The organism is Amycolatopsis sp. YIM 10, assembly GCF_009429145.1.
Classification (GTDB): domain Bacteria; phylum Actinomycetota; class Actinomycetes; order Mycobacteriales; family Pseudonocardiaceae; genus Amycolatopsis.
Genome location: NZ_CP045480.1, coordinates 3,518,703 through 3,534,245 on the forward strand (window position 1 = coordinate 3,518,703; position 15,543 = coordinate 3,534,245).

The 15,543-nt window shown below is 71.3% G+C and carries 14 protein-coding genes and 1 riboswitch; of the genes, 7 read left to right on the plus strand and 7 right to left on the minus strand.

The genetic code is table 11. The annotated features are described in order from the left end of the window. Position 1: 1 nt before the first annotated feature. Together YIM_RS17105 and YIM_RS17110 are read left to right on the plus strand one after the other, a co-directional pair. Complete coding sequence (locus tag YIM_RS17105; protein WP_153031300.1) at positions 2 to 202, plus strand: MbtH family protein; 201 nt, start codon at positions 2 to 4, stop codon at positions 200 to 202. Between the two features lie 18 nt (positions 203 to 220). Beyond that, positions 221 to 1,045 carry a class I SAM-dependent methyltransferase gene (locus tag YIM_RS17110; RefSeq protein WP_153031301.1) on the plus strand — a complete coding sequence of 275 codons (825 nt, stop codon included), beginning with the start codon at positions 221 to 223 and terminating at the stop codon, positions 1,043 to 1,045. Here YIM_RS17110 and YIM_RS17115 read toward each other — a convergent pair. Further along, a complete protein-coding gene (locus YIM_RS17115) occupies positions 1,042 to 1,719 on the minus strand; it encodes a PH domain-containing protein (RefSeq protein ID WP_194240183.1) in 678 nt (225 codons plus the stop codon). The two genes, YIM_RS17110 and YIM_RS17115, sit on opposite strands and share 4 nt — an antisense overlap. Positions 1,720 to 1,798: 79 nt before the next feature. Here YIM_RS17115 and YIM_RS17120 point away from each other — a divergent pair, with 79 nt between their 5' ends. Beyond that, complete coding sequence (locus tag YIM_RS17120) at positions 1,799 to 3,700, plus strand: prolyl oligopeptidase family serine peptidase (RefSeq protein ID WP_153031303.1); 1,902 nt, start codon at positions 1,799 to 1,801, stop codon at positions 3,698 to 3,700. 49 nt (positions 3,701 to 3,749) lie between these two features. On the opposite strand, the gene YIM_RS17125 is transcribed toward YIM_RS17120, so the two are convergent. The 5 genes from YIM_RS17125 to YIM_RS17145 all read right to left on the minus strand — a co-directional run bounded on the left by YIM_RS17125 (position 3,750) and on the right by YIM_RS17145 (position 10,527). Then, positions 3,750 to 4,673 (minus strand): glutamate ABC transporter substrate-binding protein, encoded by a 924-nt coding sequence (locus YIM_RS17125; protein WP_153031304.1) that lies wholly within the window; start codon positions 4,671 to 4,673, stop codon positions 3,750 to 3,752. A gap of 123 nt (positions 4,674 to 4,796) precedes the next feature. Next, a complete protein-coding gene (locus YIM_RS17130) occupies positions 4,797 to 6,260 on the minus strand; it encodes an amidase (RefSeq protein WP_153031305.1) in 1,464 nt (487 codons plus the stop codon). A 26-nt stretch (positions 6,261 to 6,286) separates the two neighbouring features. Next, positions 6,287 to 8,098, minus strand: a complete 1,812-nt coding sequence (locus YIM_RS17135) for a fibronectin type III domain-containing protein (RefSeq protein ID WP_153031306.1) — start codon at positions 8,096 to 8,098, stop codon at positions 6,287 to 6,289. Then, a complete protein-coding gene (locus tag YIM_RS17140) occupies positions 8,053 to 9,525 on the minus strand; it encodes a nitrilase-related carbon-nitrogen hydrolase (protein ID WP_153031307.1) in 1,473 nt (490 codons plus the stop codon). The genes YIM_RS17135 and YIM_RS17140 overlap by 46 nt, the downstream gene beginning before the upstream one ends. Positions 9,526 to 9,654: 129 nt before the next feature. Further along, positions 9,655 to 10,527 carry an alpha/beta fold hydrolase gene (locus YIM_RS17145; protein ID WP_153031308.1) on the minus strand — a complete coding sequence of 291 codons (873 nt, stop codon included), beginning with the start codon at positions 10,525 to 10,527 and terminating at the stop codon, positions 9,655 to 9,657. 87 nt (positions 10,528 to 10,614) lie between these two features. On the opposite strand from YIM_RS17145, the gene YIM_RS17150 reads away from it, so the two are divergent. Beyond that, positions 10,615 to 11,220 carry a TetR/AcrR family transcriptional regulator gene (locus YIM_RS17150; RefSeq protein ID WP_153031309.1) on the plus strand — a complete coding sequence of 202 codons (606 nt, stop codon included), beginning with the start codon at positions 10,615 to 10,617 and terminating at the stop codon, positions 11,218 to 11,220. Here YIM_RS17150 and YIM_RS17155 read toward each other — a convergent pair. Further along, positions 11,213 to 12,091 (minus strand): NADP-dependent oxidoreductase, encoded by an 879-nt coding sequence (locus YIM_RS17155; RefSeq protein WP_153031310.1) that lies wholly within the window; start codon positions 12,089 to 12,091, stop codon positions 11,213 to 11,215. The two genes, YIM_RS17150 and YIM_RS17155, sit on opposite strands and share 8 nt — an antisense overlap. A gap of 85 nt (positions 12,092 to 12,176) precedes the next feature. Here YIM_RS17155 and YIM_RS17160 point away from each other — a divergent pair, with 85 nt between their 5' ends. From YIM_RS17160 to YIM_RS17170, 3 genes are all read left to right on the plus strand, one after another. Next, entirely contained in the window at positions 12,177 to 13,085 is a 909-nt protein-coding gene (locus tag YIM_RS17160; protein WP_153031311.1) for an AraC family transcriptional regulator, read from the plus strand. Positions 13,086 to 13,094: 9 nt separating this feature from the next. Continuing rightward, positions 13,095 to 13,161, plus strand: a riboswitch (guanidine-III (ykkC-III) riboswitch). A gap of 10 nt (positions 13,162 to 13,171) precedes the next feature. Next, entirely contained in the window at positions 13,172 to 13,486 is a 315-nt protein-coding gene (locus YIM_RS17165; protein WP_153031312.1) for a multidrug efflux SMR transporter, read from the plus strand. Between the two features lie 396 nt (positions 13,487 to 13,882). Then, entirely contained in the window at positions 13,883 to 15,451 is a 1,569-nt protein-coding gene (locus YIM_RS17170) for a sugar transferase (protein WP_153031313.1), read from the plus strand. The last annotated feature ends 92 nt before the right edge of the window (positions 15,452 to 15,543 follow it).

A 15,543-nucleotide genomic window follows, 5' to 3' on the forward strand; every position in this document is an offset into this window, starting at 1 on the left:
AATGAGCGAGGAGGACACCACCTACACCGTGGTGCTGAACGAGGAGGAGCAGTACTCGATCTGGCCGGCGGGCCGGGACCTCCCGGCGGGCTGGCGCACCGACGGCACCCGGGGCACGAAGGCCGAGTGCCTCGCCCACATCGGTGAGGTGTGGACGGACATGCGGCCGCGGAGCGTGCGGGAGCAGCTGGAAAGCCGGTGACGCCGTAGTCTCGGCGGGATGGGCTGGGAATGGGATTCTTCGCTGTATGCCGGGAGCGCCGCGTACTACGCACGCGGCCGCCTGGCGTATCCGGCCGCCCTCGCCGAGGCGATCGCCACCGAGCTGGGCCTCGACGGCTCCGGCCGCCTGCTCGACGCCGGGTGCGGGCCCGGTTCGCTGACCCTGCTGCTGGCCGGGCACTTCCGGGAGGTGGTCGGGGTCGACGCGGACCGGGACATGCTCGCCGAAGCCGGTCGCCGCGCGGACGCGGCCGGGGTGCGCCACGCGAAGTGGGTGCACCTGCGCGCGGAGGACCTGCCCGCCGGGCTCGGCCGGTTCGACCTGATCACCTTCGCCCAGTCGTTCCACTGGATGGACCGGCCGAAGGTGGCCGCGACGGCGCGCGGCATGCTCACCGACGGCGGTGCCTGCGCGCACGTGCACGCCACGACCACCCACGGCACCGACACGGCGGAACCGCTGCCGTACCCGCGCCCGCCGCACGCCGAGATCGCCGATCTGGTGCGCGCGCACCTCGGCGCGGTGCGGCGGGCGGGCCAGGGACAGTTGCCGGACGGCACGCCTGACGGTGAATCGGAGATCTACCGCGCCGCGGGCTTCACCGGCCCGGTGCGCGTCGAGGTGCCCGGCCGCGTGGTCACCCGCGTGACCGAAGACCTGGTCGCCGCGGTGTACTCGCGGTCCAGTTCGGCGCCGCACCTGTTCGGCGACGCCCGCGCGGCCTTCGAAGCCGAGCTGCGGGAACTGCTGCACCGCACCAGCCCGAGCGGCTTGTTCAGCGAACTGACCAGTGAGATCGTCGTCGACCTCTGGCGTGCCTAGAGTTCCTGGCTACCGGTCAGTTCGTCGCGTTGCCGCCTGCGTGACATCGTCAGGGAGACCGCGAAGGCCACCACCGGGGCGATGAGCAAGCACAGCAGCACCACGACAAGATCCTGCCGGGCCGCGGCCGCTACCTCGAACAGTCCCGCCTGATCATCGATCACGGACACGACAAGCAGGCCGAGAACGCCGGTCCCCGCCCCGGACACGGCAGCGCGGCCCAGACCGGTGGCGGTCACCGCGGCGGGAACCGGTTCGGGCAGCCGCAGCATCCGCTGCCAGTCCTCGCCTCTGCCCGCCGCCCACAGCTCGCGGATCACCTCGACGTCCTTCGCCGGGACGTCGTGGAGCGGAAGCCGTTCGCCGTCCTGGTCGTAGACCACGACCACCTGCGCCCCGGGCTCGGTCCGCACCTCCTGCACCTCGGGCCAGCTCAGGCTGACCGACCGGGTGAACCTGGTGCTGGTGAAGCCCTCTCCGTCGACCGCGGTGCCGTTTCCGAGCAGATGCCAGGTGATGAAGCCGCCGGGCGGCAACGCCGCCAGGATCAGGTTCAGCCAGTCGCCCGACTCGATGCCGTACCAGACCCCTAGCACCAGCACCAGTACGCCGGAAGCAGCTTTGTACGGCTGCATCATCATGCGAACGCTTGGCCGGTAGTGCCGTGCACCCATGCTGTCCCCCTGATGGCGGAAGGATACCGCCGATGCGGCCGCACGCTTCTTGCGCTGTTGACGTTGGCAGACTGACCGCATGACAGATCTGACCGCCGAACTCGTGGTCGAGGGTCGCGTCCCGCGGACCCCGGCTCTCGCCCCGAACGGGCGTCTGCTCTGCTACGTTCTCGCCTCCAGCAGCAGAATCGGTGACCACCTCGACACCGCACTCTGGCTGGCCGACATCGAAGGCGACGGTGTGTGGAATCGGGTGACCGCCGATACCGCGACGGAGTCCCAGCCCCGCTGGTCCACGGACTCGCGCACGCTGTACTTCCTGTCCGACCGCGCCGAGCGTGGCACTCCGCAGCTGCACCGGCTCACCCCCGCCGACGGCGCGGTGATCGTTTTGACCGGTTGGCGCGCCGGCATCATCGACCACCAGCCGCTCGCCGATCCCGACCTGATCGCTCTGCTCGCCGAAGACGAGCCCACCGAGGAGGACGCGCGCCGCGCCCGGGACCGCGACGACGCCATAGTCGTCGGTGAGTGCGAACCGCGTGCCCGGTTGCGCCTGCTCGACCTGCGCACCGGCCAGGTCACCACCCCGGGTGTGTTCGGCGACCGGCACGTTGTGGAACTGCGGCAACGACCCGACGGTGGCCCGCTCGCCGTGCTCACTCAGGCCGGCGCCGACCAGGACTACGGCCCGCGCACCGGCCAATTGCACCTGTTCGACCCCACCACGGGGACCGCGGAGGACCTCGGACCGGTCGAGGCCGACGCGCAATCCCTGGCCTGGTGGCCGGCTGAAGACGGTTGGCACCTCGGTTACGTCGCCCTCACCCCACCTGTCCTCCAAGCCGGCACCGCGGTGTTCGACCTGGCCATGAGCAGCCGCGTCCGCCGCAACCGCACCGCCGACCTTCCGATGTGCCCCACCGAGCTGTGCCAGACCGACGCCGCCCCTCTGGTGGTGTTCGCCGACGGCCTGAACACGACCCTGGCCCGCCTCGCCCCCGACGGTCCCATGCCGCTGTCGCAGCACCCCGGCCGCCTCGACGCCATCACCACCACCCCCGCGGGCACGGCGATCGCGGCACTGACCGGCACCCGCTACCAAGCCACGAACGTTCACATCGGGCCACCAGCCGGGCCGCTGCGGAAGATCACGGACACCCGCCCCGAACTGGACGGCATCGCGTTCGGCACCCAGCGGCCACTGGCTTACCGTGCCGCCGACGGCCTCGAGCTGGACGGTCTGCTCGTGCTGCCGGCCGGGAAATCCGCTTCGGACGGCCCGTTCCCGCTCATCACGCTCGTGCACGGCGGCCCCTACGACCGTTTCGCCGATCGACTCCAGCTGTTCTGGTTCCCCAGCGCACAGTGGCTGGCCACCGCCGGCTACGCGGTGTTCCTCCCCAACCCGCGAGGCGGCCAAGGCCACGGTCACGAGTTCGCCGCCCGTGTCGCGGGCAGGGTCGGCCGGGAGGAGTGGACCGACATCCTGACCGGGATCGACCTGCTCATCGCCGAGGGCATCGCGGACCCCGATCGGCTGGGCATCGCCGGTGGGAGCCACGGCGGGTTCATGGCTGCCTGGGCGATCGGGCAGACCGACCGGTTTCGCGCCGCGCTGGTCAGCGCCGGCGTCACCGACTGGGGCATGCTCGCCGGGACCGGGGAGAACGGCCAGTTCGAGGCCGCGCTCGGTGGCAGCACCGGCTGGGAGGGAATCGGCCCGCACCCGCATGACGCGCTCAGCCCGGTCTCCTTCGCCAGCCGCGTCCGCACCCCCGTGCTCATCCTGCACGGCGCCGAGGACACCAACGTCCCCCTCGGCCAGGCCGTGTACTTCCACCGGGCACTGCGCCACTTCGGCGCGGAGCACGAGTTCGTGATCTATCCCAGGGAGGGCCACTCGATCCGGGAACGCAACCACCAACTCGACGTCCTGCGCCGCACCCGTGCCTGGTTCGACCGCTGGCTCCGGCCCTGACCGGGAGCGCCTGGTACTGGCGCGGTTGTTCCCAGCACAGCGACCTCGGTCAGGAGCCCGGTACCGAACCGAGCTGAGGTGGTTCCGGTGGCGGCCCGGTGACCACCGTGCCCAGGGTGGACTGCCACAGCTCGGCCCACAGCCCGGAGCGGACGAGCTTGTCCAGCCAAGCGTTGACGAACTCCTTGAACGCGGCGTCCCCGCGCGGCAGGCCGATGCCGTACGGCTCGCTGGTGAACGGCTCGCCGATGATCTTGATCCGGTCGTTGAGCCGAGCGGCCCCGGCCAACGCGGTCAGGTCGTGCACGTAGGCCACGGCCCGCCCCGATTCGAGCGCCTGCACGCATTCGTTGGTGGTGCCGAAGGTTTCGAGCTTCGCCTTCGGCGCCACCTGGCGCAGCGCGTCCACGCTGGTGGTGCCCGCGACCGCGACCACCGGGCGGTGGTTGAGATCGGCGGGCCTGGCGATCGAACGCTCCTGGTCCAGGGTGGCGATCGCCTGCCCGGAACGCAGGTACGGCCCGGCGAAGGCGACCTTCTGCGCCCGCTCCGGAGTGATCGTGTAGATCCGGATCACCGCGTCCACGGTGCCGACCTGCAGCAGCGTTTCCTTGGTTTCCGGGGTCGCGGTGACAATTTTCACCGTCGATTCACCGAGCAGGTATTTCGCCAGCAACTTTCCCAGTGTCGCGTCGAATCCCTCGGTTTCGCCGGTGATCGAATTGCGCTCGGAAAGCAGTGGGAGATCGAGTTGGCCGCCCACGATCAATTGTCCGCGACCGCGAATGGTGGTCGCGGTCGGCGACGCCGCCACTTCCGCGCCGGTGGCCACCGGGGCGCGGTCCAGCAGCGTCGGCTGGTGTGGCGGAGCCTTCTGGCCTGCGGTGTCCGGTCGATCGCAAGCGGTAACCGCCACCATCGCGGCGAGCACCGCGCCCAGCCGCCGCCGGCGCACTTCGAAAATGCCCGCCATCTCCCGCGCTCCGTTTCCGACTCGCCAATACCGGTGCCCTCCGACGTGGCTCAGTATTGTTCCCGCCCGATTCACCACAAGGGTCGATCGTCGGCGAGTGCGGAAGACTAGAGAATTCGCTAGCTAGATCCCGGTAGGACGACGTTCAACCCACGGCCGCGCTTTTTCCAGCTGCCCGGCCAGTCGCAGCAGCAGGCCGTCGGCCCCGAGCCGCCCGACGAACTGGGCGCCGATCGGCAGCCCTTCGGCGGTCCAGTGCAGCGGCACGCTCATCGCGGGCCTGCCGGTCAGGTTCGCCAGCTGCGTGTACGGCACCCAGCTCAGGTTCTCGTGGATCAGCCGGTCGACGATCGGGGTGAACCGCAGCAGCCCGGCGGCCCCGGCGGTGAGCAGTCCGCGCTGGAGCTTGCGCACCGGCTCCGGGGTGTCGAAGGCACCGATCTTCGGCGGCGGGGTCGCGGTGGACGGGGTGAGCAGGAAGTCGTACGACTCGTGGAACTCGGCGAGGCGCCGGGTGTGCTCGTGCCGTCGTTCGATGGCGCGCACCAGGTCGACCGGATTCGTCGCGCGGCCCAGCGCGGCCATCGTGCGCGTGTCGAGTTCGAAGGCGGAGTCACCGGCGCCGCTGGTGGCCTTGCACTCGGCCATCGAGTGCGCGCAGCTGACGAACCAGCTGGTCAGGAAGTCCTTGGCCAGCGCGGCGTCGTCGAACGGCTGCGACTTCAGTTCGACCACCTCGTGGCCCAACTCCTCGAGCAGGTCCCCGGCCGCGCGAGCGGCGGCCACGGCCTCGGGGTGCGGGTCCGGGTTGATCGAGCTGGCGGTGCACAACGCGACACGCAACCGGCCCGGTTCGCGGTCGACCTCGTCCGCGAACGGCTTCTCCGGCCCGGCGGCGAGAAACGGCGACAGCGGCGTCGGCCCGGCGAGCACGTCGAGCATGGCGGCGGTGTCGCGCACCGAACGCGAGATCACGCCGTCGGTGGCGGTGCCGCCGAGCCCTTCGGCACGCGCCGGACCGGCCGGGATGAGCCCGCGTGACGGCTTGAGGCCGAACAACCCGCAGGCCGAGGCCGGGATGCGGATGGAACCGCCACCGTCGCTGGCCCCCGCACACGGCACGATGCCCGCCGCGACCGCCGCGGCCGCGCCACCGGAGGAACCGCCCGGCGTGTGCCCGGGATTCCACGGGTTGCGCGCGGGCCCGAACAGATCCGGCTCGGTGATGCCCTTGGCGCCGAACTCGGGCGTGTTGGTCTTGCCGAAGACAACCAGCCCGGCGTCGAGCCAGCGCTGGACCACCGTGGTGGTCTCCTTCGCCGGAATCGAGACCATCGAACGGGACCCGCCGCTGGTCGGCTGCCCGGCCAGGTCCTGGTGGAGGTCCTTGAGCAGGAACGGCACCCCGGCGAACGGCCCGTCCGCCGGGGTGGCGGGCGGGTCCACCTCGCGCACGACCGCGTTGAGCCGCGGGTTGACCTCCGCCAGCCGGGCGCGTGCCGCCTCCAGCAGGTCCGCCGGGGTCGCCTGGCCGTCGCGGACCAGCGCGGCCAAGCCGGCCGCGTCGTACTTCGGGTAGTCGTCCATGGCCTGATCTTGCCTGACCGGCACCGCTATCCCGGTGGCCAGGTGAAGTGGTTGGATTCGACACCATCGGCGATCACCCAGACGGATTCGCCGACCTGGCCGAAGTGGAATGCCTCGAAGGTGACCGATCCGTCCGAATCGGTGGTCTGCCCGGAGCCCGGGTTGCTGTAGTTCTCCGCGGTGGAGAACGGGTTGAAGTCGTACTCGGTGTTCGGGTCGAAGCCCGTCGCCACGACGTGCATCTTCGCGCAGTCCGGCACCGAGCAGCCGTCCCCGTATGACTCCTCTTCCCCGCGGGACACGGTGATCGTCCTCGGCGACTTCGGCGTCACCCCGGCGGAACCGGCCCCCGGACCACGCCCGGCGGAGTTCTCCGCGGTCACCGTGACCACGTAGGTCGACCCGTTGGTCAAGCCGCTGAGCGTGGTCGACCGGACGCCGCCGCCGACGGTCTTCTCGCCGCTGCCCGCGCTGGAGGTCCAGGCGATGTGGTAGTTCGACACGGCGCCGCCGTTCGGGGACGCGGCGCCCCAGTTGACGGTGATCGCGGCGTTCCCGGCCGTGGCCTTGACCCCGGGCGGCGCGCCCGGCGGGCTGGCCGGTTTGGGAGCCGGGGTGCTCGGCTTCGGCTGTGGTGGCGGTGGCGGTGGCTTGGTCTGCGCGGGCGGCGGTGCCTGCTGTTGCTGCTCCTGCGCGGGCGGCGCGGCCGGTGGCGGTCCGGCGGCCGGTGGCGGTCCGGCGGGCGGGGGAGCCGAGGGCGCGGGGTGCTCGCTGCCGGTCACCTGGACCGGGTGGACCGCGCCGTCGTTGTCCACCACCAGCACATGACCGCCGTCCGCGCTGTCGACGTACACGCGCGAGTCCTCGCCCTTCGACAGCCGGGGTTCACCGGGCGGGAGCGGGGTGTTCTGGCGTGGCTTGCCGTCGCGGTCGTAGGTGAGCACGTGGTTCTTGGCGCGGTCGAGCAGGACCACGGTTTGCCCGGAGGACGCGACATCGGCGTAGTCCCCGTCGGGCAGGTTGACGGTGACTGGCGAGGCCTTCGCGGGTGTGGTGTCGACCAGGTGCATGCGTTTGCCCGCCCCGTCGAGCACGGCGATCCGGCCGCCGACGTCGGTCGAGGCGAAGCGTGCGTTCGGCGGTGCGTCGACGCCGAGCGCGGTGCCCTCACCGAGTCCGTCTTCTTCGATCGGGTGCACGGTGTCGGTGGAGGTGTCGATGAAAACCGGGCGGTCGGCGACGGTGGTCAGGCCGCCGGTGTGCCCGCTGGGCGCGTTCGCCGGGCAGTCGAGCCGGTCGGCGTCACGCGCCAGCTCGCAGATCGAATTGGTGCCCTGGTGGTGGACCCACACCGAGCCCGCGCTGGTGGTCACCGGTTCGCCGAGGCTGCCGCCCGCCGCGATGGAGGTGTGCTCGTCGCCGAGCCGGACGATCTGCCCGGCCTGCCGGTACACCAGGTACGGCCCGCCCGCGACCTCCAGCGCCACCGGCCGTTCCCGCGCCGCCGGCGCGGTCACCTTGCCCACCGCCAGATCCGACTTGCCGAACTCGATGATCCGGTTGCCGCCGACCACGTAACCGCCGGTCTCGCCCTGCACCACCCGACTGCCCGGATCGGCGGCGAGCCCCAGTTGGGCGTCGATGTTCCGGCTGGCGCCGTCGATGTGGAAGACCGTGCCCAGCACGGAGTTGAACACCCAGTGCCCGGACTGGAAGAAGTCGATCCCGCCACCGGGCTTGGCCGCGCCGGACACCGCGAGGCCGACCGCGGTCGTGACCGCCACCGCGGTGATCACCAGCGGCGATCGCCCGCGCCACCACGCGAGGTTTCTGCCCACACACCGAGCGTAGGGGAAACCACCGGCTGGTCTCTACGCCTCAGCCGATAGCCGGCGGCGGCCACCGCCACGACGGACACAGCCAGGCACAGCCAGGCGAACCAGGCGCCGAACCTGCTGAACGCGGTCGGGCCCGAGCCCGCCGGGACCTCGGCGACGGCGACCGCGAACGGCCGTGCGCCGGTACTGTCGGTACTGCTTTCGGCGAGGACGCGACCGCGGTCGTCGGCGACGATCGTGCGGCCGTCGGTGGCTGCCCACGCCACCGCGAACCCGTGCTCGACGCCGCGTAACACGGCCGTCCGGCTGTGCTGCCAGCCGTCGACGTCCTCGTCGTCGGCCGGGACCGCCATCGTTCTCGCTCCGGCGAGCGCGTACTCCCGGCTCGGCTCGGGGAAGTTGATGTCCATGCAGTTCTGCAGGGCGGTGCCGCCGGGCAACAAGGCCAGCTCTTCGCCCGGCGTGATGCCGGGGGAGTCGCCGACGTGCCGTTTCCGGTACACCACCGGCACTCCGCCGTCCGCGGGCAGCGCGACGACGGTGTTGTACTTGCGGCCGGAGTCGTGCACGAGCGCACCGATCACCACGTCGGCGCCGGTGTCTTCGGCCGCCTGCCGCAACGGTGCCAGCGCGGTGCCCAGCTGCGTCGATTCGAGCGTGAACACCGCCTCCGGCAACACCACCAGCCGGACGTCACCGGGCAGTCCGCGCACCTGGTCCACATAGGACTGCTGGATCTCCCGGCCGGCGGGACCGGAGATCGCGGTGGCCCACGTGTTGTCCGCCCGCGCCACCACCGCCACCCGCATGCCCGGCCGCGCGGGTTCGGCGAGCCGGGCCGCTCCGTACCCGGCCGCGGCGAGCGCCACCAGCGCGACCGCGATCCCGGTCCGCGCTCCGCCCGCCGCCACCGCCGCGATCCCGGCCGGAACCAGCACCAGGAGGAATTCGACACCCCACATCCCGGTGACCGCGGCGACCTGGGTCACCAGTGGCACGTCCGCCTGCGCCGTGGCGAGCGCGCCCATCACACCGACGGGACTCACCAGCGAGACCAGGTACAGCGCGCCCGTCCAGGTCGCGGCCGCGGCGAAAGCGCCAAGCAGCAAGCGATCCCGCAGCGAACGGAACACCGCGACGGTCAGCGCGGCCGGCAATCCCGCGCACACCACGATCACCGGCACCACCGCCACCGGGATCGAATCCGAATCGAGGAAGTAGGCCCAGCTGTGCGCGGTGCCCACCGCGCCGGCGGCGAACGCGGCCACCGCCGCCGGGCGACGCAACGCCAGCAGCAGCACCGGCAGTGGTGCCAGCCACGTCAGCGCCGGTAGTGGATCGGGTCCGGTGCCCAGGTACAGCAGCAACGCCGAACCGGCGAACGCGATGATCGCCACCGCCGGTCCCTTCCGACCGCGAATCCCCATGCGACCGAGTCTGGCCGGGGTGAGGAGCCGGATCACTGGTGCTGGCCACCCCAGGCGCAGTCCGGTAAGCCTCACTCGCTGTCTTCGCGTCCAGGCGGCCCCTGGCTGCACGAAGCCCGTCGAGCAGGCTTATCGGACAGCGCCCAGCCAGTCCTGCAGCACACCCGCTGTCCGGGCGGGCTGGTCTTCGGCGGTGTAGGTGTAGGAATCGGCGATGGCGCGGAAGTCCGCGCCCAGCAACTCCGCGTACGCCCGCCCGCGCTCGGCCGGGAACACGCGGTCGTCGGCCGCCCAGGCGCACAGGATCGGCAGCCCGGAATCGCGAAGCCGCTCGGCCGCGCCCTTCACGAAGTCGATGTCCACCGCGCCGATGGCCTTGCGCCCGTCGAACCGGATCTCCGGCACGCTCAGCGTTGGGTCGACGTAACCGCGCATCACCTTGGCGTCGATGGGGAATTTGGCCAGCCAGCCGTAGGTGTTCGGCAGCCGCCAGGTGGCTCGCAACCGCAATGGCTGGTACAGCAGCCGATGCGTGCCCGGGCGGCGGGCGGCGGTTTTGAGCACGCCGAACGCGCCGTGCGTCGGCGGCCAGGTGCACCACGGGGTCTCACACGAGTTCAGCACCAGCCGCGCGATCCTTTGTGGACGGCTGATCGTGGCGAGCTGGCTGTACGCACCGCCGGAGTCGTTGCCCACCACGGTGACCTCGCGCAGGTCCAGTGCGTCGAGCAGGTCGCCGATCAGGTCCGCCATCCCGGGAGGGGAGAGGTCGGCGTCGCGGCGCAGCGGAGTCAGGTGCGCGCCCAGCGGCCAGTCCGGCGTGATGCAGCGGAACCGGCTCGACAGCAGCGGCACCAGCTTGCGCCAGAGATTGGCGTTGACCAGGTAACCGTGCACAAAAACGAGCACCGGACCGCGGCCGGTGTCGTGGTAGCGCAGCGTGCCGGACGGCAGGTTCACCTCGTGCGGTTCCCCGAGGCGGGGGTCGCGCCGGCGTTCCATCGCTGCTCCCTCGCAGTTCTTGCAACCGTTGCAAGATCTTGGCGGCTAAGCTAGCAGCGTTCGTGCAACGGTTGCAAGAGAGGTGCGATGGACCCCCGGAAAGAGCGCACCATCACGGCGTTGCTCGGCGCGGCCGAGGAGATCTTCCGCGACCGCGCCGCCGCCGACGTGACCGTGGAGGAGATCGCCGAACGCGCCGGGGTCGCGCCCGGCTCCCTCTACAACCACTTCGGTTCCAAGGCCGGGCTGCACGCGGCGGTGGTGGAACGCGCGCTGCGGGCCGACCGCGGCCACATGGACCACGCCTACCGGTCCGGCCGTCCGCCGATCGAGCAGATCTACGCCGCCGCCGAGGAGTACCTCGCGTTCTACCTCGCCTACCCGGGTTACTTCCGGATGCTGGCCTTCCCGCCCGAACCGGGGCAGTACGCGGCGGGCCAGGAACTCGCCGACCGGCTGGCGAAGTCGGTCGACGAGCAGAACCAGCGCCTCGTCGCCGTGCTGCGGCAGGGCATCGAGACCGGCGTGCTCCGCGAGGTCGACCCGGAGGCGGCGGCCACTGTGCTCTGGTCGGCGTGGAACGGTGTCATCAGTCTCGGCTGGCGTCCGGATGCCTTGCGCCGCAACGAAGACGAGCTGCGGGCCTTGCTCGCCACGGCCACCGACCTGGTCGCGAACGGACTGCTCAACTGAGCACGATCACCTTTCCCCGGATATCACCCTTCTCGCTCCGGCGGTGGATTTCGGCGAGTTCGGCGAGTGGATGGCGCTCGGTGATGTCGAGGGTCAGCGCGCGGCTGTCCACAAGCGACACGAGCGCCGCGAGATCGCGGGAATCGTTGCGCGCCAGCACATGCTGGCCGACCTTGTTGGTCACCGACACGATGCGCCCGCCCAGCCGCACCAGCGCTTCGGCCTCGTGTTCGGGCGCGCCGACCAGGTGCAGGACGACGTCGACCGGGCCGTCGAGCGCTTCCTCCAGTGTTGTCGTGGTGTAGTCGATGAGCTGATCGGCGCCCTGCTCCCGGACTTTGGCCGCGCTGCGCGGACTCGCCGTGGCGAGGACCTTCGCCCCGGCGTTCCGTGCCAGTTGCACGGTGAATCCGCCGATGCCGCCACCCGCGCCATTGACCAGCACGCGCTCGCCCGCGGTGATCGCGGCCCGCTCGATCGCTTGCCAGGCGGTCGATCCGGCGAGCGGCAGGGCCGCCGCGTCGGCGAGGGGAACGCTGCGCGGCGCGGTGACGAGCGCACCGGCATCGGCGACAGCGAACTCGGCGGCGGCGCCGTCGATCCAGCCGACCACCCGATCGCCGATCGCGTGCGTGTCCACGCCCGCGCCGAGTTCGGCGACGGTGCCCGTGACGTCCCAGCCGAGCGTCAACGGCAACGTCACCGGCACCAGTTCGCGCAGGACGCCGGAACGCAACGCCAGCTCGGTCGGGTTGAACGAGGTCGCGGCGACTTCGACGAGCACCTGGCCCGGCCCTGGCGCCGGGCGGGGGATTTCTTCGATGCGGATGACGCCGGGGGCGCCGTGTTCGTGGATGCGTGCGGCTCTCATGACGTCGACCGTAGAAAGCGCTGGCGAGACTGACCATGGGTCGATGACCTGGATTCATGCGCGATCGTCTCGCTAGAGTTCCGCCGTGGACATCCTCAGCGACGTGCTCGCCGTGGTGCGGGCGGGGCGGCCGCGGTCGGCGCTGGTGGGCTGGCGGGCACCGTGGGCACAACGGTTCCCGCCGGTGCCCGGCGCGGTCGGCTTCCGGGTGGTGCTGCGGGGCGAGTGCGTGCTGATCCCGGCGGACGGCGTACCGGTCCGGCTGGGCACCGGCGACGTGGTGCTGCTGCCGCACGGCGGCCCGCATGTGCTCGCCGACGCCCCGGAGACCGTGCCGGCCGCCGAGGTGTGCGACCCGGACGCGCCGGACTTCGTCGAGCCCGCCCCGGCTGACGCGGGCACGTTGACCCTGTGCGGGGCCTACGAACTGGCGCCCGCCGGCGGCCATCCGCTGCTGCGGGACCTGCCGGAGGTGGTGCATCTCGGCGGTGGCCCCGAGTTGCGGTCCACAGTGGACCTGCTGGCGGGCGAACTGCTGCGCCCGGGGCTGGGCACCGGCGGGGTCGTGCCTGCCCTCCTGGACCTGGTGCTGCTCTACGCGCTGCGTACCTGGTTCGCCGAGCGGCGACCCGGCTGGGGCGCGGCTCTGCGCGATCCGGTGGTCAATCGCGCGCTGGAGGCCATCCACGCCGAGCCTGCCCGGCCGTGGACGGTCGCCACGCTGGCCGAGCGCGGTGGCCTGTCCCGCGCGCCGTTCGCCCGGCGGTTCACCGAGCTGACCGGCCGCTCGCCGGGGCGGTACCTGACCTGGTGGCGGATGACCACCGCGGCGCGCCTGCTGCGCGAGTCGGACGCGCCGCTGGCGGTGGTCGCGGCCGCGGTCGGTTACCGCTCGGAGTTCGCCTTCGCCACCGCGTTCAAGCGGCAGTACGCCACCGCGCCCGGCCGGTACCGCCGCCACGCCGCCGGTTTGCCGCCCGAGCCGGTCGTGTGAGATCTTGGCGGAGAGCCCGGTGATGGGGCTTCCGGACGAGGGGTGCCGTACCCGGTGTGCGACAAGACGGCCCGCTGGAGGCCGTCATGTCGTGGATCGTCCTGGTGCTCTCGGGTGTGCTGGAAGCCGTATGGGCCACCGCACTCGGCAAGTCCGAGGGACTCACCCGGTTCGGCCCGGCCGCGGTGTTCTTCGCCGCGCTCGCCGCGAGCATGGCCGGGCTCGCCTACGCGATGCGTGAGCTGCCGGTCGGCACTTCCTACGCCGTCTGGGTGGGCATCGGCGCGGTGCTGACCGTCGTCTACGCGATGGTCACCGGGCAGGAACCCTTGTCCGTGCTGAAAGTCCTTTTCCTGGCGATGATCGTCGGCGGCGTGATCGGGCTCAAACTGGTCCACTGAGCGCAACTGCCTTTGGTATCACTGGCGGAAGCGCCGCACCGTCCCGAAAGGACGGTGTGCGGGTGGTTACCGGCCCGGCGGTGCCCCGCGCGGCCTAACGGCACCGGCCGCTCGGGTGAGGTGAGAATTTTCCGACTACTAAGCGTAGGGGTTTCCCCGAGACCAATGATCACCCTTCGTCATCTTTCTGTTATTTTCCGGCCCGCCGGTCATCCGTCTCGGTGAGCTGAATCGCCGCTGTGACCTTGTAACGCTGCATTCAGAGTGACCGATACCACCGCGTGTATTGCTCGCGACCCTACGGAGCGTATACCACCACTGGTCACTCACGGTAATCAGAATTGTGGGTGTCCCGCTGTTCCGAACTGCGCCACCTTGACGAGTGTGGGAGGTCCGATGGAAGAGTCGGTGCGGCGGTCATTGCCGGTCAATTCCTTGCCGGTCAACGATGCGCGGCCCCACATCGGTCTTCCCGCGATTTCCCGGCAACCGCAGCGCGCCGCGCCGAGCACCCCGGCCGAGCCGCGCCCGCCCGCGCCGGCTTCCCCGTCGCAGCGCCGCCGTTCGACGGACTGGGAGTCCGGTTACCGCAGCATGGTCGTGCTCGGCGACCTGGTGTCCACCGCCGCCGTGGTCACCGTGGGAGCCTTTGTGCTGCGTGGTTTCGGCGCCGCGTGGCCGGCTACGCAGTGGCTCGCGCTCGGCACCGTGCTCGCCGTCGTGTGCGGGCTGCCCGCCAGCCGGGCGTGGAATCCGAGAGTGCTCGGGGAGGGCGCCGAGGAGTTCCGAAGACTCGGGCGGGGCCTGTTCGCCGCGGCGGTGATGGTCGCACTCGGCGGTCTGCTCTTCGGCGCGCTCGCCGTGCAGCCGTGGGTGTTCGCCGTCATTCCCGCCGTCGCGCTGGTCTCGTTCCCGCAACGTTACGTGCTCCGCCGCTGGCTCCACCGCACGCGCCGCCGAGGCGGCTGCCTGCTGCCGGTGCTCGCCGCGGGCAGTCCGGAAACCGTGCGCGACCTGATCGCGCGCACCCGCGCCGAGTCACACGTCGGCTGGCGCGTCGAAGCCGTGTGCACCTTCACCGGTGAGGGCGACCCCGGCAGCGGGGAGCTGGACGGGGTGCCGGTGGTCGGCAGGCTCGACGAACTCGCCGACCACGTCCGCCGCGGCGGCTACCGCGTGGTCGCGGTCACCGCCGACCAGTACTGGAGCCCGCGCCGGTTGCAGCAGGTGGCCTGGGACCTCGAAGGCACCGCCGCCGAAATGGTGGTCGCGCCGGTGCTGATGGAGGTGGCGGGCCCGCGGCTGAACGTCTCCGGTGTGCTCGGCATGCCACTGCTGCGGGTGGCCGCGCCGACCTTCACCGGCGGCCGCCGCCTGGTCAAGGAGATCGTCGACCGCGTCGCCTCCTGCCTGCTGCTGGCGCTGTTCTCCCCGCTGCTGCTGGCCGTCGCGGTGGCGATCAAGCTGGGCAGCCGCGGTCCGGTGATCTACCGCCAGCGCCGCGTCGGCCGCAACGGTCACCCGTTCACCATGCTCAAGTTCCGCACCATGGTGGTCAACGCCGACGCCGTGCGCCAGAAACTGCTCGAGGAGAACGAGGGCGCCGGGCCGCTGTTCAAGATGCGCCGTGATCCGCGCGTCACCCGGGTGGGTGGCCTGCTGCGCCGGTACTCCCTGGACGAGCTGCCCCAGCTGTTCAACGTGCTGACCGGGCGGATGTCGCTGGTCGGCCCGCGCCCGCCGCTGCCGGAGGAGACCAAGGCCTACGCCGCCGACGCCCGCCGCCGCCTGCTGGTCAAGCCGGGGCTGACCGGGTTGTGGCAGGTCAGCGGCCGCAGCGATCTGAGCTGGGCGGAGAGCATCCGGCTCGACCTGCGGTACGTCGAGGACTGGTCGCTGGCACTCGATCTGGTGATCCTGTGGAAGACGGTGCGGGCCGTGCTCGGGGGTGACGGGGCTTACTGACGTTCCCGCTGTGACCTGGATCTAGTTGAAACCGAAATAGTCAAGCGCTCAACTACGTTGGCTGGAGGTAGTCAGGAACTCACCAGGAAGGA

Coding starts and splice junctions, on each gene's coding strand:
- YIM_RS17120 (WP_153031303.1), top strand. CDS start 1,799: ATGACAGATCTGACCGCCGAACTCGTGGTCGAGGGTCGCGTCCCGCGG.
- YIM_RS17145 (WP_153031308.1), bottom strand. CDS start 10,527: ATGGAACGCCGGCGCGACCCCCGCCTCGGGGAACCGCACGAGGTGAAC.
- YIM_RS17115 (WP_194240183.1), bottom strand. CDS start 1,719: ATGGGTGCACGGCACTACCGGCCAAGCGTTCGCATGATGATGCAGCCG.
- YIM_RS17165 (WP_153031312.1), top strand. CDS start 13,172: ATGTCGTGGATCGTCCTGGTGCTCTCGGGTGTGCTGGAAGCCGTATGG.
- YIM_RS17110 (WP_153031301.1), top strand. CDS start 221: ATGGGCTGGGAATGGGATTCTTCGCTGTATGCCGGGAGCGCCGCGTAC.
- YIM_RS17130 (WP_153031305.1), bottom strand. CDS start 6,260: ATGGACGACTACCCGAAGTACGACGCGGCCGGCTTGGCCGCGCTGGTC.
- YIM_RS17105 (WP_153031300.1), top strand. CDS start 2: ATGAGCGAGGAGGACACCACCTACACCGTGGTGCTGAACGAGGAGGAG.
- YIM_RS17170 (WP_153031313.1), top strand. CDS start 13,883: ATGGAAGAGTCGGTGCGGCGGTCATTGCCGGTCAATTCCTTGCCGGTC.
- YIM_RS17155 (WP_153031310.1), bottom strand. CDS start 12,091: ATGAGAGCCGCACGCATCCACGAACACGGCGCCCCCGGCGTCATCCGC.
- YIM_RS17140 (WP_153031307.1), bottom strand. CDS start 9,525: ATGGGGATTCGCGGTCGGAAGGGACCGGCGGTGGCGATCATCGCGTTC.
- YIM_RS17125 (WP_153031304.1), bottom strand. CDS start 4,673: ATGGCGGGCATTTTCGAAGTGCGCCGGCGGCGGCTGGGCGCGGTGCTC.
- YIM_RS17150 (WP_153031309.1), top strand. CDS start 10,615: ATGGACCCCCGGAAAGAGCGCACCATCACGGCGTTGCTCGGCGCGGCC.